Genomic DNA, 19608 nt, shown 5'->3' on the forward strand with positions numbered 1-19608 from the left:
GCCATGCCTGGGTTGCACCTGCGAAGCCATACACAAGACAAGCCACCTATTTTTCATCGGGAGCAGAAAACATGACCGTCCAGGAAACCCCTCAAGCCGCAATGATGTCTGCGGTGCCCCTCAAGGTGTCCGCCCAGCAGGTCGAGGCAGCCCGCTATGCGGTTCTCAGGCGCCTGGCGCCTTGCTTGCGGCACCACATGGTTCGGCCGTTGCAGCCCATCGGGCTGATCTACGGCGTCATGCACCACAAGCTTTCGGCCGCCCAGCCCGATTTGCCATCGGTTCGCGAAGAGGCCGAAAAGATCAATGAATTCGCCAAGGCTGCGCTTGAAGAATGCATGGACATGGGCACCTGGCTGGCCCCCGAGCCGGATGTCGTGACCGATGTCGAGTCCGGCGTGCGTGAATGCGTTGGCCTGATGGCCACCATGCTGCATTTTTGCGGTTTCCGGCTGGTCAATGAAGTCGAGGAACTGCCGGCCCAGGTCCTGCGCGATCCCCTGCGCATGGTGCTGAGCGCGGCCTTGTTTGAGCTGACCGACGCGATGGACCAGCCTGCCACCGTGACGATCCATGCCCAGGCCAGACCGTCTGAGGTCACGGTCACGCTGCAGGTCGATCCCCTGAGCGAAGGCCAGCTGGACCGTTATGACGATGGTTACCGAAAACTGGTATGGGCCGATGTACAGGCGCTGGCGTTGTCAGAGCGTGTCGGCCTGTCCCGGCAAGGTTGCCAAGTCAGCCTGCGCTTCGCCGTCGCGCCAGCGCCGGTGCACTGAAGCCCTAAAAACGACTTTCAGGGTCAAAAATGCCTATCGCGCATATTCCGTAAGTGCTGGTAGCTATTAATATGGTAGCAAGATGCTGTGTTTCCAGCAGGCCCCAGTTGCCTGTCAAATGGGCTCCGGTCTATACGCATTCGCCAAGCAGGCCCTGCACGCCATCGTTGATTCCAGCCACCGGCGTTGCCTTGGCCAGTGCCATCCACACGCCCAGCGGCAGGTTTTGCCGTGAACGACGGGGCGCCGACCGGACCACCACCAGGCGGCCGTTGTCAAGCTGCATCACGCCGCATTCGACGGGAATCTCATCGGCTGCGCCTATGGGACGGCCTTTGGCGTCGCAGCCCAGCACGTACCAGCATTCGCCCCCCAGGTCGAGGTAGGCGCCGCGCTTGTCGGGACGGCGCAGGTCGCCGAGCAGGTCCGAGCGTTTGACCTTGATCTCGTGGACGATCGGCTCCAGGTAGGTCTCAACCGTGGTGTTGCGGATCGAAAACACGTCGGGCCGCACCATGCACCATCTGGCCTTTTCGCCTTCTGCGGCTGGCGGCAGTTGCGCGCGCAGGCTCAGGGTGCGCCAGGCGATGCGGCCGGCGCGCACCATTTCGCAGGCCACGCGTTCCACCAGCGCTTCATGCGCCGACAGCGTCGAGCGGTTGACGGCCAGTGTGGCCGCCAGCCACGCAACGCCGGCATCGCTCACGCGCAGGGTTTCGTGGCCTGCCGGGCTGTCAACGCGCTGCAGCATGCCGCCGGCCAGCAGTTCGATCTCCAGCATGTCTTGGCACGGCCAGCCAGCGGAGCGGTAAATCTCGCGCAACCGCCGGGCGTGGGTGCGGCCAAGCGTGATGGCGGGTTGCATTGCCGCTGCAGCCAACGGCCCGGTCAGGTAGGGTGCAATGTCAACGGGGCTGGACAGGGGATTCATGATGAAAAAAAGTTTTTAGCGCAATCAACGCGGGCATCAGCAGCTGTCAACCAAGAAGCGTTGAAAGTGCAGCACCGGTGTTTCAAAAGCTGATTTCGAAACGTGCGTCGCCCGTGTCGCGGTGCAGCGGTTTCAGGGCCGTCATGATGGCCTGGTCTTCGGCCTTTTCCCACAGCGCAATCACTTCGCGCTCTGCATCATGGTCGGGATGGGCCAGTTCTCCGGGCGTCAATTGGCTGGTAAGCGATCGCGCCAGCATGCAGGCCTGTAGCGTGGGCACGACCCCTTCGCGGCCGCCGACGCCGGCTTCCAGCGCCAAGCGAAAACGCAGTTCTGCGGCGCTGCGCTCGGCGGCGCTCAGGCCGGTGGCGTCAGCCATGCGAAGGGTGTAGGGAGCAGGCTTTTCGCTCATGAGGGGATGGTCGGATTGGTTGGAGGTTGAACTACTGCTGCCTTAAAGGGACTGCGCCGCTCCAGGTCTTCGAGGTAATGGTCGATGCCCGCACCTTCGCGCTCCAGGAAACGCTCGATGGCATCGGCAAAGGACGGATGCGCCAGCCAGTGCGCGCTGGTGGTCTTGACGGGCAGGAGGGCTCTGGCCATCTTGTGCTCGCCCTGGGCGCCACCTTCAAAACTTTGAAAACCATGCGCAATACACCATTCGATCGGCTGGTAATAGCAAGCCTCGAAGTGCAGGCAGTCGACCCGCGCCAGCGCGCCCCAGTAACGCCCGTAGGCGGTCAGGCCTTGGAATGACGTGTTTCCCGCACTTTCTGGTTCTGCTGCGAAATTTTTGGCATCAATAATGCCGATTGCGCAATCAGGACGGGCGCTGACAGCTATCAAACTGCTAGCAATGGGGGTTCCCTCATGCTCGGCCACAAACAGCAGCCAGTTCTCAGGCATGCTGTTTTCCATGCGATGAAAGAAGTCGCGGCTCAGGTAGGGGGCATTGCCATGTTCCAGGTAGGTGCGTTCGTAGCAGCGGTAGAAAAAATCCCAGTCGGCGCTCGAAATCTGCGGTCCCAGCGACCAGCGAAAGGTGATGCCGGCATCCCGGACCTTGCGGCGTTCCTGGCGGATTTTCTTGCGTTTTTCCTGGCTCAGCGTCATCAGGAAATCGTCGAAGCTGGCAAAGGGGCGGCAGGAAAAACCAGATTCGGGTTCGCAGAGGCCCCCATCCCTGTTTTCCCCCAACGGGGGACGGAGAAATTCGGATTCTGGGGGCAGCGCAGAATGCGCAGCGGCCAGCGTGGGGGCACTGTTAGTCCAGTGGAACTGCACCGTGTGGCGCAGCATCAGACCGGCATCCTCGCAGGCCTTCACGTCGTCATCAGCGGCAAACAGCACGTGCAATGAAGACAGTTTTTGCTCGTCGCACCATGCCACCAGCGCCTGCACCAGAAGCGCACGCTCGGCATGATCGCGTGCCAGCAGCCGTGCACCGGGAACAGGCGTGAACGGCACGGCGACCAGCGCCTTGGGGTAATAGTCCAGTCCGTTCTGCGCATAGGCATTCGCCCAGGCCCAGTCAAAGACATACTCGCCGTAGGAATGTGCCTTGAGGTACAGGGCGCAGGCCCCAACCAGGGTGTCGCCCTGCCAGAGGGTGACAAAACGGGGCGTCCAGCCGGTCTTCAGCGTGGCGCTGCCGCTGGCGTGCAATGCGGCCAGGTATTCGTGGCGCATGAAGGGGTTCAGAATGCCGTCCTGGCTTTGCGTGGCCAGCAGCGCATTCCACTCGCCGGTATTCACGGCCAGCGGCGAATCCAGGATGCGGATGACATAATCGTTTGACTTGTTTTTCACGTATTTTTGGCGTTTTTTTCAGGGTTCGATTTCCACATGTCACTCAAAATCTGCATTGCCCAATTGAACTACTGTGTTGGCGACATGGGGGGCAATGCGCAAAAAATTATCGCTGCCGCCCGCACCGCTTACCAGCAGGGCGTCCGGCTGGTGCTGACGCCGGAAATGGCGATTTGCGGCTACGCGGCCGAAGACCTGTTTCTGCGGACCTCATTCATCCAGGCCTGTGATGATGCCGTGAATCTGGTGGCCCGTGAGCTGGCCGGGTTAAAAGGCCTGACCGTCGTGGTCGGCACGCCCACGCACGGCGACAGCGGCCTGGGCCTGCGCACCCGAAGCGTGGCAGTGCAGCAGCGGCACAATGCCGCCCGCGTGGTGCGCGAAGGCCGGGTCATCGAAAGTTACGCCAAGCGCGAACTGCCCAACTACCAGGTGTTTGACGAGCGCCGTTATTTCGCGCCCGGTCAAGGCACCTGCGTATTTCAGGCTGGTGAAGGCGTTGACGCGGTCAGCATCGGCCTGCTGATCTGCGAAGACGCCTGGTTCGAGGAACCCGCGCGGCTGGCCCGACAGGCCGGCGCCGAGTTGCTGGTGGTCATCAATGCTTCGCCGTTTCACGTCGGCAAGGGCAGCGAGCGCGAGCTGATGATGCGCGAACGCTGCCTGGCGACGGGCCTGCCACTGGTCTATGCGCACCTGGTCGGCGGCCAGGATGAAATTGTTTTCGAAGGCCATTCGTTTGCCCTGCAGGCCGATGGTGCGCTCGCCGGCCGGGCTGAGAGTTTCAAGGAACGTCTGTTCTTTGTGCAGGCGGAGCGGGTGCGGAATGCTATTGAACTAGTAGCAGACAGCGTGCCCTTGCGCAGCCCCGAAGCCGACCTGTGGGATGCGCTGGTGCTGGGCGTGCGCGACTACCTGGGCAAGAACGGCTTTCCGGGCGCCATCCTGGGTCTGTCGGGCGGTATCGACTCGGCCCTGGTGCTGGCCATCGCGGTCGATGCGCTGGGGGCGGACAAGGTTCGCACGGTGATGATGCCGTCGCCCTACACGGCCGATATTTCCTGGATCGATGCACGCGCCATGGCTGAACGCATGGGGGTGCGCTACGATGAGATCTCAATCATTCCCGAATTCGAAGCCTTCAAGGCCTCGCTGGCTGGCGAGTTCAAGGGGCTGGCCGAGGACACCACAGAAGAAAACATCCAGGCGCGCATCCGGGGTGTGTTCCTGATGGCGCTGTCGAACAAGTTTGGCTCGATCGTGCTGACCACCGGCAACAAGAGCGAAATGGCCACCGGCTACTGCACGCTGTATGGTGACATGGCGGGCGGTTTCGCGGTCATCAAAGACCTGCTGAAAACCACGGTGTTCCGGCTGGCCCGGTGGCGAAACGAAAACGACCCCTACGGCACCGGCAGCGCACCGATCCCGGAGCGCATCATCACGCGCCCGCCCAGCGCCGAACTGCGCGCCGACCAGACCGACCAGGACAGCCTGCCGCCCTACGAGGTGCTTGATGCCATCCTGAAAAGCTACATGGAAAACGACCAGAGCGTCGATTCAATCGTGGACGCCGGCTTCGAGCGGGCCGTGGTGGAACGCGTAGCCAGACTCATCCGCATCAACGAATACAAGCGGCGCCAGGCGCCGGTCGGCATCCGTGTCAGCCACCGGAGTTTTGGCAAGGATTGGCGTTATCCTATTACCAGCAAGTTTGGCGCCTGACGGTCGGCAGCGACGCACAATCGTTACAACGCAGTCAGCAGTCGGCCTTTACCATTCAGTTTTCAGACCCATAGAGAGACTTTTCGTGAAACAAATTACCGCCATCCTCAAGCCTTTCAAACTCGAAGAAGTCCGTGAAGCCCTTGCAGAATGCGGCGTGACCGGCCTAACCGTCACCGAAGTCAAGGGCTTTGGCCGTCAGAAAGGGCACACCGAGTTGTATCGCGGCGCCGAGTATGTGGTTGATTTCCTGCCCAAGGTCAAGGTTGAAGTGGTCGTCAAGACCGACGATGTCGACCGCTGTGTTGAAGCCATCGTGCGTGCGGCGCGCACCGGCAAGATTGGCGACGGCAAGATTTTTGTCACCAGCGTCGAGCGCGTGTTGCGCATTCGGACCGGCGAGGAAGACGAAGCAGCGATTTAAGCCGGCTCAGATCTGGTCCAGCTGCACCGTCGGCCGCGCCGTGCCGGCCGCCTGCACCAACTCGGCCACGAGCAGTTCCGCATCGCTGCCGGTGCGGATCAGCCCCATCTGCCATTCACTCATGAAGCCGCTGCTGACCGCCGACCCCAGAAACGTCAGCAGGCTGTCGTAAAAGCCGTCCAGGTTGAGCAGGCCGACCGGCTTGTCGTGGTAGCCGAGCTGGCGCCAGGTCCAGACCTCAAAAAATTCCTCAAGTGTTCCGATGCCGCCGGGCAGCGCCAGAAAGGCGTCGGCATGCTCGGCCATGATGCGCTTGCGCTCATGCATGTTTTCCACCACGTGCAGTTCGGTACAACCTGTGTGCGCCCATTCCTTTTCGACCAGCGCCTTCGGAATCACGCCGATCACCCGGGCGCCTGCTGCCAGCGCCGCGTCAGCCAGGATGCCCATCAGGCCATTGTGGCCGCCCCCATACACCAGCTGGCCGCCATGACGGCCAATCCAGGTCCCGACCTGCCTCGCCAGCGCGGCAAATTCGGCGTTGTTGCCGGGGCGCGACCCGCAGTACACGCACAAGGAAAAAGAAGGGTTATTCACGCTGCCTGTCTGAAGATTCATGCGCCAAGCCGGTCGGCCAGCGCCAGCGTCCAGGTGCCTGCGCAAAGCAGCAGGCAGAGCAGAACCGCAGCGCTGCCCATGTCCTTGGCGCGTTTGGAAAGTTCATGCCATTCAGGACCGATGCGGTCGACGGCCGCCTCGATGCCGGTGTTGAGCAATTCCACAATCAGCAGCAGCATGACGGTTCCTGCGAGCAGGACGGTTTCCATCCAGTTACGGCCCAGCCAGAAGGCGGCCGGCACCAGCACCAGCGAGGCCAGCGCCTCCTGCCGGAAAGCTGTTTCGTTCCACCCGGCGCGCAGGCCGGCCAGGGAGTAGCCTGCTGCATGCCAGATGCGGCTCAGGCCACGGCGGTTTTTCTGGACGCTGGCGGGCGAGGAAAATGGAACTTGTTCAGGCATGACGATCATTCTGGCGGTGCAGCATGACAAATGGCTTTCAGGATGGCCTCGAAACTGCAGCCTTGATTGATGTGAGACGTTTTGCTTTTGGTGGGGTGATCGAAGTGATCAGCCGGGTGCCGGCCCAGGCATCGTGCCAAAACTGCCGCTGCGGATGAAAGCGCGCCAGGATGGCCCAAATGACCACCCATCCCATGGTCACAAGGGCGCCTTCGGTAGCCGATAGCCCCATCATCCAGCTTGCTGCCAATGACGGCAAAAACCACATCCAGCTGAGCAGGTAGCGGAGCAGTGCGCGCTGCTGGGTAATCGGTAGACCATTGGCATCGACGACACGAATGTGCCAGGTTTTCATGGCGAGTGTCTGGCCCTTGGCCCAAAACCAGACAAAGTAGACGGCAAAAACCACAAACACGAAAGCCTGCAGCCCATGGCGGTTATCCAGCGCATTGCGCGTCTGGCTCAGGGTGCTGAACAGGTAGCCAGCAATGAACACCACGCCGAACATGAGCATGCCTTCATACACCCAACAGGCCATGCGCCTTGGAATTGACGGTATTTGAATATCTTTTGCGATCAAGTGAACAACTTAATAGTGAATGCGCGAAGGAAGCCGCTGCGACGATAGGGCAACAAAGAAGGCCGGTCAAAACTGACCGGTTCTTTGTCGCTATTGCGCCGAGCCGTTTACCGGCGCAGGCAGCGCTAGCGGAGCAGGCACTGGGACTGCAGTCAAAGGGCTGATTTTAGGTGCAGGCTTGAAAGCCTGCTGGCTGGCAGCCTGTGCGGGAACTGTGGCCAGCTTTTGCGGAGCCACGGGCTTGACTGCAGTGGCCGCGCCGCTTGGTTTCGGGCTGGCTGTGTCAGCAAGTTTTTGTTTTTCTTCAATACTCAAGGCCTGGTAGGCTTCCCATTTGGCTTTTTTCTCTTCTGATGTCAGTTGCTTGGACAATTCCAGCGTCTTGCCGAAATTTAGCCGTGCCTGGGCCCGCTGCTGGGGACTGAGTGCAACCCATTCGTTCATGCGGCTGTTTAGCGTGGCCTGGGCTTGGGGCGTAAGCGCACCGTAGTTTTTCGAGATCTCCAGCCACTTGCGTTTTTGCGCGTCACTCATGCTGGTGTTCCAGCTCGACGCCAACGGTGCCAGTGCTTGCTGCTGCAATGTCGTCAACTGTGACCAGGCTGGACCGGTTGCCGAGGGGTTGCCTGAAGTCGGCGCACTGACTGAAGTGGACGGTTGCGTAATCTGCGCCGAAGCAATGGGTGACCATGCCAGCAGGAGGGCAACTGCCGGGCCCATGAGGACTGAGCGCATCAGAGCCGCTGTTCGGAGCACCCTTGGCGCATTGAAAATGCCGGAGGTCGGCTCCAGTAAAAAATCAGTGGGGTGCGTCATAGGGGGCTGGCAGGCTGGCGTCTAGTTTTGAGAAACTGGACAAAACCAGGGTCTGCAAATGCGGCCGGTGGCAAGTCATCGGTCAGTAGTGCCGCATCGACTTCTGCCAGTTCCTGGGTCCGGTTGTCACTTTGAAATGTATTGATCACCAACAGGCCTGTGACCAGTGCAATCAAGGGTAACACCGAGCCAATCCTGCTCCACCAACTCAAGCCTTCGCCTGATCCCCAAGTTAGTGCTGCGCTGCCGCCTGAATGAACCACTCCAGCGGAAGTTTGAGTCGAGGTGATCTTGCGCTGGGAAACCGCTTGGACGCGGGCTGACCGCAGCCGTTCGGAGATGTCATGGGGTAGCTTGGTCGAGCCGGCTGACAAGTAGGAGGCGGTTCTAAGGCCAAACCGATCTTGCAAAATGGTCGAATTTTTCTGGAGCGAAATCTTCATAGTTTTATTCCTTTGGCGCTCAGCGCTTTGCTGAGTGCGTGAACTGCACGGGAACAGTGTGTTTTGACGCTGCCTTCCGAGCAACCCATGGCGACCGCTGTTTCAGCCACATCCATTTCCTCCCAGTAACGCATCAGAAAGGCTTCCCGTTGACGCTCTGGCAACTCTTGAATCTGAACTTCGATCGCATGCAAAATCTGAGCTCGCTCAGTGGCGTCCTGCGCACTTTCCGTCCCTTCAGAGTTGGTCAGGCTCTCTAAAGTTTCCAGAAGATCGAAATCTCCATCGTCTCCGGACGCAGAAAATTCGCTCATGTTGGAAAAAAGGGCGTTGCGCGTCTTGCGGCGCCGGAACCAGTCCAGCGTCGTATTTGAAAGGATTCGCTGAAAAAGCATGGGCAACTCTGCAGCCGGCTTGTCGCCGTAGTGCTGGGCCAGTTTCATCATGCTGTCCTGAACGATGTCAAGCGCTGCTTCTTCATCACGGACGTGATAAATGCTGCGTTTAAAGGCCCGTTTTTCAACGCTTTTCAAAAAGTCGGAAAGTTCTTGTTCAGTTGCCAACTGTGGGTCCCGGTTGTCCAGCGTTGTTTGTGTACTTAGGACTTGATGTGTCGATGCATGGTCTTTGACCGATGCCCAGCTTTAAATTATCTCATTGCGTTTGCGCCTAACTCCGGACCTTCCGTCTCCAACATTAGTGGGTTTATGGCGGCAGGCAAGCCTTGCGCAGTGTCATAATGCTGGCTGCACATTAAAAGGCAAACGGGTCATGGCTCGGCAGATTATGTTTCTGCTTATGGTTTTGGCCTCAAGTCTCGACGCGGCTTCACAAGAGCGGGCCAAGAGGCACCCTAGGTATTTCGTTAGAGAAATTCACAAAGGTTAAACATGGAAATCACAAAGGCGGAAATCGCTTCCGCAGCTGCAGCATCTGCCAACACAAATTCTCAGGAACTCCGGGGCGCCGAGATTCTGGTCAAGTCGCTTCAAGCTGAAGGTGTCAAGCACATCTGGGGCTATCCTGGCGGAGCGGTGCTTCATATTTATGATGCTTTTTACAAGCAAGACTCCATTCAGCATGTACTGGTGCGCCACGAGCAGGCCGCAGTGCACGCAGCCGATGGCTATGCTCGCGCGACTGGCGATGTGGGCGTTGCCTTGGTCACCTCGGGCCCTGGCCTGACCAATGCCGTGACCGGCATTGCGACCGCCTACATGGACAGCATCCCTATGGTCATCATCAGCGGCCAGGTGCCGACGGCTGCCATAGGCCTGGATGCTTTCCAGGAATGCGATACCGTGGGCATTACCCGCCCCATCGTCAAGCACAATTTCCTGGTCAAGGATGTGCGCGACATGGCAGAGACCATGAAAAAGGCTTTTCACATTGCCCGGACCGGCCGGCCCGGTCCGGTGGTGGTCGATGTACCCAAGGATGTCTCTTTCAACAAGACTTTGTACGCCGGTTATCCAAAAACCGTTGAAATGCGGTCGTACAACCCGGTTCGCAAAGGCCATGCTGGCCAGATTCGCAAAGCGCTGCAGTTGCTGATGGCGGCGAAGCGGCCCTATATCTACACTGGCGGTGGTGTGCTGCTGAGCAACGCATCGCAGGAATTGCGCACCTTGGTAGACATGCTGGGCTACCCCTGCACCAACACGCTGATGGGCTTGGGCGCTTATCCGGCCAGTGACAAGAAATTCCTGGGGATGCTGGGAATGCATGGCACGCTTGAAGCCAACAATGCCATGCAGAATTGTGATGTGTTGTTGGCAGTTGGCGCGCGATTTGATGACCGTGTGATCGGCAATCCGAAACACTTCGCCCAAAACGAACGCAAGATCATTCATATCGATATCGACCCGTCTAGCATTTCTAAGCGCGTCAAGGTGGACGTTCCCATTGTTGGTGACGTCAAGGATGTACTGACGGAACTGATCGGCATGATTCGCGAGTCGGGCCTTAAACCTGATGCCGATGCGCTGGGTGGCTGGTGGAACACCATAGATGCCTGGCGCTCGCGGGATTGCATGAAGTACAGCATGGGCACCGGCGATGTCATCAAGCCGCAGTATGTGGTCGAGACGCTCTGGAACATGACCAAGGATGCCGATACCTACATCACATCCGATGTGGGCCAGCATCAGATGTGGGCTGCACAGTACTACAAGTTCGACGAACCGCGGCGCTGGATCAATTCAGGGGGTCTGGGTACCATGGGCGTTGGTATTCCATACGCCATGGGCATCAAGCTTGCCAAGCCGGATTCGGAAGTCTTCTGTATTACCGGAGAAGGATCGGTGCAGATGTGCATCCAGGAGCTTTCGACCTGCCTGCAGTACAACACTCCGATCAAGATTGTTTCGCTCAACAACCGTTACCTAGGCATGGTGCGCCAGTGGCAGGAAATAGAATATTCCGGCCGTTACAGCAGCAGCTACATGGATGCGCTGCCCAACTTTGTCAAGCTCGCCGAAGCCTATGGCCATGTCGGCATGCTGATCGAAAAGCCGCAGGATGTGGAGCCGGCGCTGCGCGAGGCGCGCAAGCTCAAGGACCGCACCGTGTTCATGGATTTTCGGACGGATCCTACAGAAAACGTGTTTCCGATGGTAAAGGCCGGCAAGGGCATTACTGAAATGCTGCTGGGATCGGAAGATCTCTGACCGCATCGACCTTCCGCCTATACATTCACCTCGTCAACTGACGAATCTATTGACTGCCGAGTCTGCGCATTACCGTGCGCAGGGGAGGGCAGCGAAAAGAGGAATCTTCCCATGAAACATATCATTGCAGTTTTGCTGGAAAACGAGCCGGGTGCTCTTTCCCGTGTCGTTGGCCTGTTCTCGGCCCGCGGTTACAACATTGAAAGCTTGACCGTCGCGCCTACGGAAGACCCGACCCTGTCGCGCATGACGATCCAGACCTCTGGTTCGGACGATGTGATAGAGCAGATCACCAAGCACTTGAACCGTCTGATCGAAGTGGTCAAGGTCGTTGACCTGACCGAAGGCTCCTACACCGAGCGTGAACTCATGATGGTCAAGGTGCGCGCGGTTGGCAAGGAGCGCGAAGAGATGAAGCGCATGGCTGATATATTTCGCGGGCGAATTATTGATGTAACCGAGAAAAGTTACACGATTGAACTGACGGGCGACCAAACTAAGAACGATGCGTTCCTGGAAGCCATCGACCGCAGCGCCATTCTGGAGACGGTGAGAACCGGTTCAAGCGGCATAGGCCGTGGCGAGCGAATTCTGAGAGTTTGATTTGGCTGGAATCCAGGTGCCGGATCTGGCAGTTTTTATTTTTTTGCTGATTATTTAGGAGCGACAGATGAAAGTTTTTTACGACAAGGATTGTGATTTGAGCCTGATCAAGGGCAAGACGGTCGCCATCATCGGTTACGGTAGCCAGGGCCATGCACATGCCCAGAACCTGAACGACAGCGGTGTCAAGGTGGTCGTCGGTCTTCGCAAGGGTGGCGCTTCATGGCCCAAGGTCGAAAAAGCTGGACTGCAGGTGGCTGAAGTGGCTGATGCCGTCAAATCTGCTGACGTGGTCATGATCTTGTTGCCTGACGAGCAAATCGGCTTGGTCTACAAGAACGATGTGGCGCCCAACATCAAGCAGGGCGCATCGCTGGTGTTTGCCCACGGCTTCAATGTGCATTACGGTGCGGTGATTCCGCGCGACGACCTCGATGTCTGGATGGTCGCTCCCAAGGCTCCCGGCCACACGGTGCGCAATACCTACACCCAGGGCGGCGGCGTTCCTCACTTGGTCGCAGTACATCAGGACAAGTCTGGCAAGGCGCGCGATCTGGCCCTGAGCTATGCCATGGCCAATGGCGGTGGCAAGGCCGGCATCATTGAAACCAATTTCCGTGAAGAAACTGAAACCGACCTGTTTGGCGAGCAGGCTGTTTTGTGCGGCGGTGCGGTTGAACTGATCAAGGCGGGTTTTGAAACACTGGTGGAAGCCGGCTACGCCCCCGAAATGGCCTACTTTGAATGCCTGCACGAGCTCAAGCTGATCGTGGACCTGATCTACGAAGGCGGCATTGCCAACATGAACTACTCGATCTCGAACAATGCCGAGTACGGCGAGTACGTCACCGGCCCGCGCATTGTGACCGAAGACACCAAAAACGCCATGCGCGCGGTGTTGAAAGACATCCAGACCGGCGAATACGCCAAGAGCTTCCTGCTGGAAAACATTGCTGGCGCGCCCACCCTGATTAGCCGCCGCCGTTTGAATGCAGAACATCAAATTGAGCAAGTAGGCGGAAAACTCCGTGCCATGATGCCTTGGATCGCTAAAAACAAGTTGGTTGACCAGACGCGCAACTGATCTTTTCGACCACGACGGTTCTAGTAAAGCCGCGCAAATTCCTTGCGCGGCTTTTTCAATGGTGTTGGAAAAAATGTTCCGAATAAAAATCGGCTTTTTATCATTGTTAATCTCAACCGGTATGCTGGGCCCCTGTTCACAAGACAATCTCTTGCGTGAAGCCTTAAATCGCTGCACCATGAATTCAATAGCTATTTGCGCGCATCAGTCGTGCCTGAGGATTACTTTGTATGCATGATAGCGAGGAAAACGTTACAACAGGCACTGAAGTTGTCCCGCGCAAGCGGCGCAAAGGCATCTACATATTGCCCAATCTGTTTACACTCGCTGCGCTGTTTGGCGGGTTTTACGCCATCGTCATGGCCATGAATGGACGGTTCGATGAGGCCGCCATTGGCGTATTTTGTGCCATGGTGCTTGACAGCCTGGACGGACGTATTGCACGCTTGACCAATACGCAGAGCGCTTTTGGCGAGCAGATGGATTCGCTGTCTGACATGGTGTCGTTTGGCGCAGCCCCCGCGTTGATAGCCTATGTCTGGGCACTTACCAGCCTTGGTCGCTGGGGCTGGATAGGCGCATTTGTTTATTGCGCCTGCGCAGCCTTGCGCCTTGCGCGGTTCAATGTCAACACGACGGTGGTCGACAAGCGTTTCTTCCAGGGCTTGCCTTCTCCAGCCGCCGCTGCACTTGTTGCGGGTTATATCTGGCTGATGAATGACTTGGGTTTCAATGGTGTTGACGTGCGCTGGATCACCTTCGGCCTGATGCTGTATGCAGGCCTGACCATGGTCACCAACTTGCCTTTCTACAGTTTCAAGGATGTCCAGATGAAGCGCAGCGTCCCATTCGTCGTCATTGTGCTTATCGCACTTGGCATTGCCATCATCAATATTGATCCGCCGACGGTCATATTCGGCCTGTTTGTGATTTATGGCCTCTCGGGTTATGTGCTGTACGGCTGGCGCAAGGCCAAGGGCCAATATACGAGTGTAATTTCAACATCTACCGACGAGCCTGACGAACGTGGGCTACATAAATGATTTGTGGTACATTGAACGAATGAAAAAAATTTCGCTATCTCTACTGCTATCTGCCAACGGGCCGAGATGGTAGCGCGCGCTTACACATAACTCGACGGCCCGTTTGCACCAGCAACGGGCCGTTTTTTTTGGGTTGCTGGTATTCATTACTTGACAACGCAATGCCATTGAAATCTGCGTAAAAACTTCTTTCAGATAACCGTCCTCAGCCTTGCTGCACTTTTGCAGCCGGTGACAATGCCATTAAACCTGAAGAGACTTCCCATGATTGACAAACTCATTATTTTTGACACCACCTTGCGCGACGGTGAGCAATCGCCTGGCGCTTCTATGACCCGTGACGAAAAACTGCGCATTGCCCGCCAACTGGAACGGTTGAAGGTTGACGTCATTGAGGCTGGTTTTGCGGCCAGTTCCAATGGTGACTTCGAATGCGTCAAGTCTATTGCAGAAGTCATCAAGGATTCCACCATCTGTTCGCTGGCTCGTGCAAACGACCGTGATATTTCACGCGCCGCCGAAGCGCTGAAGCCGGCCAATTCAGGACGCTTGCACCTCTTTTTGGCGACCAGTGCCCTGCACATGGAAAAAAAGTTGCGCATGACACCTGACCAAGTGTTTGAGCAGGCGAAACTATCGGTGCGGTTTGCGCGCAATCTCATGGCTGATATTGAGTTCAGTCCCGAAGACGGTTATCGCTCCGATCCTGACTTTTTGTGCCGCGTCATCGAGGCCGTCATCAGCGAAGGCGCGACCACTATCAATGTTCCCGATACCGTCGGCTATGCGATTCCCGAGTTGTATGGTAATTTCATCAGGAACTTGCGTGAACGCATTCCCAATAGCGACAAGGCCGTCTGGTCGGTTCACTGTCATAACGATCTGGGCATGGCGGTTGCCAACTCACTCGCAGGTGTGAAGATCGGCGGCGCCCGCCAGGTGGAATGTACCATCAACGGCTTGGGCGAACGCGCAGGCAATTGTTCACTTGAAGAAGTGGTGATGGCGGTGAAAACGCGCAAGGACTACTTTGGCCTCGAACTTGGCATCGACACACAGCAAATACTCGCGGCCAGTCGCCTGGTGAGCCAGACGACCGGTTTTGTGGTCCAGCCTAACAAAGCCGTTGTGGGCGCTAATGCTTTTGCCCATGCTTCGGGCATTCACCAAGATGGTGTGCTGAAGGCGCGCGACACCTACGAGATCATGCGCGCCGAAGACGTGGGCTGGTCGGCCAACAAGATCGTTCTGGGCAAGCTGAGCGGACGAAATGCGTTCAAGCAGCGCCTTCAGGAACTTGGCGTGGCGATGGAAAGTGAAACCGACATCAACAACGCCTTCATCAAGTTCAAGGACCTTGCAGACCGCAAGAGCGATATTTTTGATGAGGACATTCTTGCGCTGGTCAGCGATGAAAGCGTTGCCCATAGCAACGAACAGTATGGTTTTGTTTCGCTGTCCCAGCACAGTGAAACCGGTGAGCGTCCCCAAGCTTGCGTCGTTTTCACAGTCGCCGGAAAAGAAGTCAAGGGCCAGTCCGATGGAAACGGTCCTGTAGATGCATCGCTCAAGGCAATTGAGATCCACGTCAAAAGCGGAGCAGAAATGGTGCTTTATTCAGTAAATGCCATCAGCGGCTCCACCGAAAGCCAGGGCGAAGTGACCGTGCGCTTACAAAATAGTGGACGCGTTGTAAATGGTGTGGGGTCCGATCCTGATATCGTAGTGGCGTCGGCCAAAGCTTATTTAAGCGCCTTGAATAAACTTCAAAGTAAAGCCGAAAGAGTTGCCGCGCAGGGATAGACAGTTTGTTTTTAACAATACCATTTAGATTCAATGGCTTAGCTCAGACCTGAGAGGCAAGGGGAAGACGAATCTAGAGTTTCTGGTGGTTATTCGAGAAAGTCACGCAAGCTCCTGATATTGCGTGATTTTTTCTATTTCTATACACTTCAGCCTTTCTCTTTACCGCAACTAAATCAGGCAATATTCACCATGTCGAAACAGCTTTTGAGTCGCGCATTAAAAATCGTGGGATTCTTTGCTTTGTCGTTTGCTATAGTCGCGCCGACTGCCAATGCGGCACCGGAAAAATCGTCGCCTAAGCGAACGATTGTCAAAAAACCCCATGTCGAAAAATCGAAAGCGTCCAAAAAAGTTGTACCCACTCGCAAGACCGTACGTTTTGAAACCAGCGCGAAGGTAGCCCCTTCCAAGCGGCCTTCCATCATTCAGGCCATCATTCCCGCCATGCCTTCGTTTGGCCAGATGGCTGGCCTGCACAGTTCAATCGATCCGCTAGATCTGAAATCCAGCGTTGCATTGGTGATTGACCAGGACACGCGCGAAGTGCTATTCAGCAAAAATGAACATGCCGTGCTTCCGATTGCGTCCCTCACCAAGTTGATGACTGGCGTGATCATCAGTGGGGCTAGGCTCCCAATGGATGAAATGATCACTGTGACGCAGGATGATGTCGACACTGAAAAGCACAGCCGTTCGCGGCTCAGCGTTGGCACCACGCTGTCCCGCGGGGAAATGCTCCACCTGGCGTTGATGTCGAGCGAAAACCGGGCCGCTCATGCCCTTGGCCGCACCTATCCAGGCGGCATGGCCACTTTTGTCAGTCTGATGAATGCCAAGGCAAAAATGCTTGGTATGCACGACACCAGCTATTCAGAACCTACTGGTCTTTCCAGTCGTAACCAGTCCAGTGCACAGGACCTCGCTGCCTTGGTCAATGCTGCCCATGGAGATCCTATGCTGCGCGAATTAACGACGTCTCCGGGATATCAGGTGGCGGTTGGAAACCGAACCCTTCAGTACAACAACACCAACCGTCTGGTAAAAAACCCAGAATGGGACATAGGCCTGCAGAAAACCGGCTACATCAATGAAGCTGGTCAGTGCTTGGTCATGCAGACCAAGATCGCCGGTCGCAAGTTGATCATGGTGTTTCTGGATTCAGCCGGCAAGCTGAGCCGCTTGGGCGATGCAGAGCGCGTGCGGCGCTGGGTCGAGACCAACCCGGTGGCTGATCAAAAGGTCAAGATTAGCGCCTCCGACAAGCACATCAGCGGTTAATGTCCAGCGGTCGGAAAGCTTGAAAACACCTGCCTGATGTGTGTTTTTCAAAAAAACTGTCTCAGGCATACACTTTCTATAATGCTGTATTATTTATAGCAATAAGTGCCTGTGATATTGGCGTGAGAGCTGCTTTTACCTTGAAGTGTAGCCCAGCGCTGTCGATATCTCGTTGGCTGTTGCCTGCAGCTTGGGCAGCCAACTGTCATCCAGCCGGTCAGCAGGCGCAGAAATCGACAAGCCTGCCACCAGCTTATTCTGGTCGTCATAAATGCCGGCAGCCATGCAGCGAACACCCACTTCCAGTTCTTCGTTGTCCCGCGCAAATCCGTATTGGCGGGCTTTGGACAGTTCCCGTTCAAGCACTACCAGGTCGGTGATGCTGTTGCGTGTTTGCCCGGGCAAACCGGTTCGGGTCGCGTAGGCGCTCAGGCGCTGGGGATCGTCGGAAGCAAGGAACAGCTTACCGACCGACGTCAGGTGCAGCGGTGCCCGGCCGCCTATGGTGCGTACCACCTGCATGCCGGAGCGTTCGCCGTAAGTGCGTTCAACATACAGGATTTCATCGCCCTGACGCATGCTAAGGTTGACGGGTTGTTGCGTCAGTTTATGTAGTTCGCGCATGGGAAGAAGAGCCGCTTCGCGGACATTGAGGCGTGCCTTGACCAAGTTCCCAAGTTCTAGCAGTCGCATGCCCAAGCGGTAGTTTCCCGCTGCCGGCCGTTCCACAAAACGTCCCGAGGCCAGATCATTAAGAATGCGGTGCGTTGTGGAGGGATGCAGACCAGATTGTTCGCTAATTTCCTTGAGGGAAACCGCTTCTTCATGGTTTGCCAGAATGTCCAGAAGACTAAACATACGCTCGATCACTTGGACGGTCGGTTTGACGGGAAGATCGTTGTCGGGCTTTATCATGTGCAGGCTTTCTAAAGCAAATTTTACCTTGTGAAATAAGCTTGCGCATTGCTAAGTCTGCACCCCGATCCGTTGTTGAATTGCGTAGCACACCTATTGGGCGCCGGCGTTGACGGTTCGTGAGTCAATCCAGCCGCCGTTTAGAAGTATTTGGTTGGGGCTGAAACCGAGCTTGTAACTCATTTTGGGACTCTGGGCGATCCAGTACCCCAGATAGACAAAAGGCAGGCCGAGTTGCCGAGCCTGCTCGATCTGCCAGAGCACGCTGTAGTTCCCGTAGCCAGTACCTGATTCTGGCTCATAGAAGGTATAGACCGCTGATATGCCGTCTTCGAGCACATCCAGAATTGAAACCATTTTTAGCGCTCCCGTCTCGCCGTTTGGCAAGGGTTCGCGAAACTCTACCAGCCTTGAATTGACACGGCTTTGGAGCAGGAACTGGGTGTACTGATCGATGCTGTCATGGTCCATGCCTCCGCCGGCGTGACGGCTGTTCTGATAGCGCAGGTACAACTGGTAGTGTTCTGGAAGAAAACACAGTTTGAGGCTGGTGGCTTTGAGGGTTTGGTGGCGCTTCCAGGCGCGCCGCTGGCTGCGGTCTGGTGTGAAGGTATTGACGGGTACACGCAGCGGCACGCAGGCCTGGCATCCATCACAGTAAGGCCGGTAGGTAAACATGCCACTGCGCCGGAAACCTTGGGTGACCAGTTCTGAATAGGCATCGTTGTGGATCAGGTGGCTGGGTGTTGCGACCTGCGAACGTGCCTGCCGACCCGGCAAGTAGCTGCAGGGGTAGGGCGCGGTTGCGTAGAACTGCAAAGTGTGCAGCGGCAGGTCTTTGAGATGCGTCACGATGATGCGGGCAATGGGGTTGCCATCGCCTTCAGGATTTGCTGCCAGTATAGGGAATCAAAATGCCATCTGGGCACGCTTGCATTCACATGATGGTGCAGGTGAGCGGCAAACACTGCACGGCTGATTTCGGCAGCGCCGAGTGATGCAAGATGGCCAGTGTTTTGCTGGCAATCGATCATCCTGATGCCTTTGGCACAGCAAAACGCCACCAGTGCAGCCAAGGCGATCTTGGAGGCATCGGTCTGGTGCGCAAACATCGATTCGCCAAAAACCATGGTGCCCAGGTTGACGCAGTACAAGCCGCCGACAAGTTCTCCGTTTACCCAGGTTTCCACACTGTGGGCATGGCCTGCGCGGTGCAATTCACCATAAGCCTGCTCCATTTCCGAAACAATCCAGGTCCCGGACTGGCCTGCCCTCGGTTGGCTGGCGCAAGCGCCGATGACGCGATCGAAGGCACTGTCAAACCTGATTTCGCATCGTGCATCGTTAATGAAATGAACAATGCGTTTGCGTAGCGACCGGTGCAGCCTGAAGTCAGCGGTTCGCAGCACCATGCGCGGATCGGGACTCCACCAGAGCACCGGCTGACCCAGGCTGAACCAAGGAAAAATACCGCCTGAATAAGCCCGAATCAAGGTGGCAGCATCGAGTGTTTCGCCAGCCGCCAGCAGGCCGGGTGCCGGATCGGCCATACTCCAGGCGTTTTCCAGCGGTGGAAAAGCCTGACCTGCTGCAAGCCATGGCAGCGCAGGCAAGGCGACTTGGGAAGTTCCCTTAGGGATAGGCATGAAAAGCTTAGGACTAAACGGTCGGGGAGAGTCAGAAA

21 protein-coding genes are annotated in these 19608 nt (G+C 56.9%); 9 read left to right on the forward strand and 12 right to left on the reverse strand.

Features of this window, described 5'->3' with window-relative positions; translation table 11 throughout:
- Nucleotides 1-71: 71 nt before the first annotated feature.
- The gene (locus tag IWX85_RS04090; RefSeq protein WP_036811540.1) at nucleotides 72-779 is read left to right on the forward strand and encodes a hypothetical protein; all 708 of its coding nucleotides are present in this window, start codon (nucleotides 72-74) and stop codon (nucleotides 777-779) included.
- A 130-nt stretch (nucleotides 780-909) separates the two neighbouring features.
- On the opposite strand, the gene IWX85_RS04095 is transcribed toward IWX85_RS04090, so the two are convergent.
- The 3 genes from IWX85_RS04095 to IWX85_RS04105 form a co-directional block, all read right to left on the reverse strand.
- Complete coding sequence (locus IWX85_RS04095; protein ID WP_231379527.1) at nucleotides 910-1644, reverse strand: hypothetical protein; 735 nt, start codon at nucleotides 1642-1644, stop codon at nucleotides 910-912.
- A 148-nt stretch (nucleotides 1645-1792) separates the two neighbouring features.
- Nucleotides 1793-2122, reverse strand: coding sequence for a hypothetical protein (locus tag IWX85_RS04100; protein ID WP_196868839.1), 330 nt, complete (start codon nucleotides 2120-2122; stop codon nucleotides 1793-1795).
- Complete coding sequence (locus IWX85_RS04105) at nucleotides 2119-3519, reverse strand: GNAT family N-acetyltransferase (protein WP_196868840.1); 1401 nt, start codon at nucleotides 3517-3519, stop codon at nucleotides 2119-2121. The genes IWX85_RS04100 and IWX85_RS04105 overlap by 4 nt, the downstream gene beginning before the upstream one ends.
- Before the next feature lie 36 nt (nucleotides 3520-3555).
- On the opposite strand from IWX85_RS04105, the gene IWX85_RS04110 reads away from it, so the two are divergent.
- Both IWX85_RS04110 and IWX85_RS04115 read left to right on the forward strand, forming a co-directional pair.
- The gene (locus tag IWX85_RS04110) at nucleotides 3556-5244 is read left to right on the forward strand and encodes an NAD+ synthase (RefSeq protein WP_036811550.1); all 1689 of its coding nucleotides are present in this window, start codon (nucleotides 3556-3558) and stop codon (nucleotides 5242-5244) included.
- A gap of 85 nt (nucleotides 5245-5329) precedes the next feature.
- Nucleotides 5330-5668, forward strand: coding sequence for a P-II family nitrogen regulator (locus IWX85_RS04115; RefSeq protein ID WP_029524602.1), 339 nt, complete (start codon nucleotides 5330-5332; stop codon nucleotides 5666-5668).
- Between the two features lie 6 nt (nucleotides 5669-5674).
- Here IWX85_RS04115 and IWX85_RS04120 read toward each other — a convergent pair whose 3' ends face one another.
- From IWX85_RS04120 to IWX85_RS04145, 6 genes are all read right to left on the reverse strand, one after another.
- Nucleotides 5675-6286: a TIGR00730 family Rossman fold protein gene (locus IWX85_RS04120; RefSeq protein WP_231379514.1), complete on the reverse strand. Its 612-nt coding sequence runs from the start codon at nucleotides 6284-6286 to the stop codon at nucleotides 5675-5677.
- A complete protein-coding gene (locus IWX85_RS04125) occupies nucleotides 6283-6687 on the reverse strand; it encodes a diacylglycerol kinase (RefSeq protein WP_231379515.1) in 405 nt (134 codons plus the stop codon). Before IWX85_RS04125 ends, IWX85_RS04120 begins: the two co-directional genes overlap by 4 nt.
- 37 nt (nucleotides 6688-6724) lie before the next feature.
- Complete coding sequence (locus IWX85_RS04130; RefSeq protein ID WP_370584204.1) at nucleotides 6725-7195, reverse strand: RDD family protein; 471 nt, start codon at nucleotides 7193-7195, stop codon at nucleotides 6725-6727.
- Between the two features lie 162 nt (nucleotides 7196-7357).
- Entirely contained in the window at nucleotides 7358-8083 is a 726-nt protein-coding gene (locus IWX85_RS04135) for a DUF3106 domain-containing protein (RefSeq protein ID WP_370584205.1), read from the reverse strand.
- On the reverse strand, nucleotides 8080-8526 hold the full coding sequence (locus IWX85_RS04140; RefSeq protein WP_196868844.1) for a DUF3619 family protein: 447 nt from the start codon (nucleotides 8524-8526) through the stop codon (nucleotides 8080-8082). The genes IWX85_RS04135 and IWX85_RS04140 overlap by 4 nt, the downstream gene beginning before the upstream one ends.
- Nucleotides 8523-9089 (reverse strand): RNA polymerase sigma factor, encoded by a 567-nt coding sequence (locus IWX85_RS04145; protein WP_036811566.1) that lies wholly within the window; start codon nucleotides 9087-9089, stop codon nucleotides 8523-8525. The genes IWX85_RS04140 and IWX85_RS04145 overlap by 4 nt, the downstream gene beginning before the upstream one ends.
- A gap of 327 nt (nucleotides 9090-9416) precedes the next feature.
- On the opposite strand from IWX85_RS04145, the gene IWX85_RS04150 reads away from it, so the two are divergent.
- From IWX85_RS04150 to pbpG, 6 genes are all read left to right on the forward strand, one after another.
- Entirely contained in the window at nucleotides 9417-11195 is a 1779-nt protein-coding gene (locus IWX85_RS04150; protein WP_196868845.1) for an acetolactate synthase 3 catalytic subunit, read from the forward strand.
- 111 nt (nucleotides 11196-11306) lie between these two features.
- Nucleotides 11307-11798 (forward strand): acetolactate synthase small subunit, encoded by a 492-nt coding sequence (gene ilvN, locus IWX85_RS04155; protein WP_011801117.1) that lies wholly within the window; start codon nucleotides 11307-11309, stop codon nucleotides 11796-11798.
- A gap of 67 nt (nucleotides 11799-11865) precedes the next feature.
- Entirely contained in the window at nucleotides 11866-12882 is a 1017-nt protein-coding gene (gene ilvC, locus IWX85_RS04160; protein WP_036811572.1) for a ketol-acid reductoisomerase, read from the forward strand.
- A gap of 230 nt (nucleotides 12883-13112) precedes the next feature.
- Nucleotides 13113-13925: a CDP-diacylglycerol--serine O-phosphatidyltransferase gene (pssA, locus tag IWX85_RS04165; protein WP_036811575.1), complete on the forward strand. Its 813-nt coding sequence runs from the start codon at nucleotides 13113-13115 to the stop codon at nucleotides 13923-13925.
- Between the two features lie 264 nt (nucleotides 13926-14189).
- Nucleotides 14190-15728: a 2-isopropylmalate synthase gene (locus IWX85_RS04170; protein WP_196868846.1), complete on the forward strand. Its 1539-nt coding sequence runs from the start codon at nucleotides 14190-14192 to the stop codon at nucleotides 15726-15728.
- A 192-nt stretch (nucleotides 15729-15920) separates the two neighbouring features.
- Nucleotides 15921-17009, forward strand: coding sequence for a D-alanyl-D-alanine endopeptidase (gene pbpG, locus IWX85_RS04175; protein WP_196868892.1), 1089 nt, complete (start codon nucleotides 15921-15923; stop codon nucleotides 17007-17009).
- A 135-nt stretch (nucleotides 17010-17144) separates the two neighbouring features.
- Here pbpG and IWX85_RS04180 read toward each other — a convergent pair whose 3' ends face one another.
- The 3 genes from IWX85_RS04180 to aat form a co-directional block, all read right to left on the reverse strand.
- A complete protein-coding gene (locus IWX85_RS04180; protein ID WP_036811581.1) occupies nucleotides 17145-17924 on the reverse strand; it encodes an IclR family transcriptional regulator in 780 nt (259 codons plus the stop codon).
- Nucleotides 17925-18017: 93 nt separating this feature from the next.
- Nucleotides 18018-18776, reverse strand: coding sequence for an arginyltransferase (locus tag IWX85_RS04185; protein WP_036811583.1), 759 nt, complete (start codon nucleotides 18774-18776; stop codon nucleotides 18018-18020).
- Entirely contained in the window at nucleotides 18773-19570 is a 798-nt protein-coding gene (aat, locus tag IWX85_RS04190) for a leucyl/phenylalanyl-tRNA--protein transferase (protein WP_051984410.1), read from the reverse strand. Before aat ends, IWX85_RS04185 begins: the two co-directional genes overlap by 4 nt.
- Nucleotides 19571-19608: the final 38 nt, after the last annotated feature.

Origin of the sequence: Polaromonas sp. CG_9.11, from assembly GCF_015752225.1 — a bacterium.
In the GTDB taxonomy this organism is placed as follows: domain Bacteria; phylum Pseudomonadota; class Gammaproteobacteria; order Burkholderiales; family Burkholderiaceae_C; genus Polaromonas.

Bases quoted from the DNA above. Each gene is read 5' to 3' on its own strand.
- IWX85_RS04110 (WP_036811550.1), top strand. From the start codon at position 3,556: ATGTCACTCAAAATCTGCATTGCCCAATTGAACTACTGTGTTGGCGAC.
- IWX85_RS04150 (WP_196868845.1), top strand. From the start codon at position 9,417: ATGGAAATCACAAAGGCGGAAATCGCTTCCGCAGCTGCAGCATCTGCC.
- IWX85_RS04100 (WP_196868839.1), bottom strand. From the start codon at position 2,122: ATGAGCGAAAAGCCTGCTCCCTACACCCTTCGCATGGCTGACGCCACC.
- aat (WP_051984410.1), bottom strand. From the start codon at position 19,570: ATGCCTATCCCTAAGGGAACTTCCCAAGTCGCCTTGCCTGCGCTGCCA.
- ilvN (WP_011801117.1), top strand. From the start codon at position 11,307: ATGAAACATATCATTGCAGTTTTGCTGGAAAACGAGCCGGGTGCTCTT.
- IWX85_RS04135 (WP_370584205.1), bottom strand. From the start codon at position 8,083: ATGACGCACCCCACTGATTTTTTACTGGAGCCGACCTCCGGCATTTTC.
- IWX85_RS04095 (WP_231379527.1), bottom strand. From the start codon at position 1,644: ATGCAACCCGCCATCACGCTTGGCCGCACCCACGCCCGGCGGTTGCGC.
- IWX85_RS04125 (WP_231379515.1), bottom strand. From the start codon at position 6,687: ATGCCTGAACAAGTTCCATTTTCCTCGCCCGCCAGCGTCCAGAAAAAC.
- IWX85_RS04130 (WP_370584204.1), bottom strand. From the start codon at position 7,195: ATGTTCGGCGTGGTGTTCATTGCTGGCTACCTGTTCAGCACCCTGAGC.
- IWX85_RS04170 (WP_196868846.1), top strand. From the start codon at position 14,190: ATGATTGACAAACTCATTATTTTTGACACCACCTTGCGCGACGGTGAG.
- pssA (WP_036811575.1), top strand. From the start codon at position 13,113: ATGCATGATAGCGAGGAAAACGTTACAACAGGCACTGAAGTTGTCCCG.
- IWX85_RS04090 (WP_036811540.1), top strand. From the start codon at position 72: ATGACCGTCCAGGAAACCCCTCAAGCCGCAATGATGTCTGCGGTGCCC.
- IWX85_RS04180 (WP_036811581.1), bottom strand. From the start codon at position 17,924: ATGATAAAGCCCGACAACGATCTTCCCGTCAAACCGACCGTCCAAGTG.
- IWX85_RS04140 (WP_196868844.1), bottom strand. From the start codon at position 8,526: ATGAAGATTTCGCTCCAGAAAAATTCGACCATTTTGCAAGATCGGTTT.
- IWX85_RS04120 (WP_231379514.1), bottom strand. From the start codon at position 6,286: ATGAATCTTCAGACAGGCAGCGTGAATAACCCTTCTTTTTCCTTGTGC.
- pbpG (WP_196868892.1), top strand. From the start codon at position 15,921: ATGTCGAAACAGCTTTTGAGTCGCGCATTAAAAATCGTGGGATTCTTT.
- ilvC (WP_036811572.1), top strand. From the start codon at position 11,866: ATGAAAGTTTTTTACGACAAGGATTGTGATTTGAGCCTGATCAAGGGC.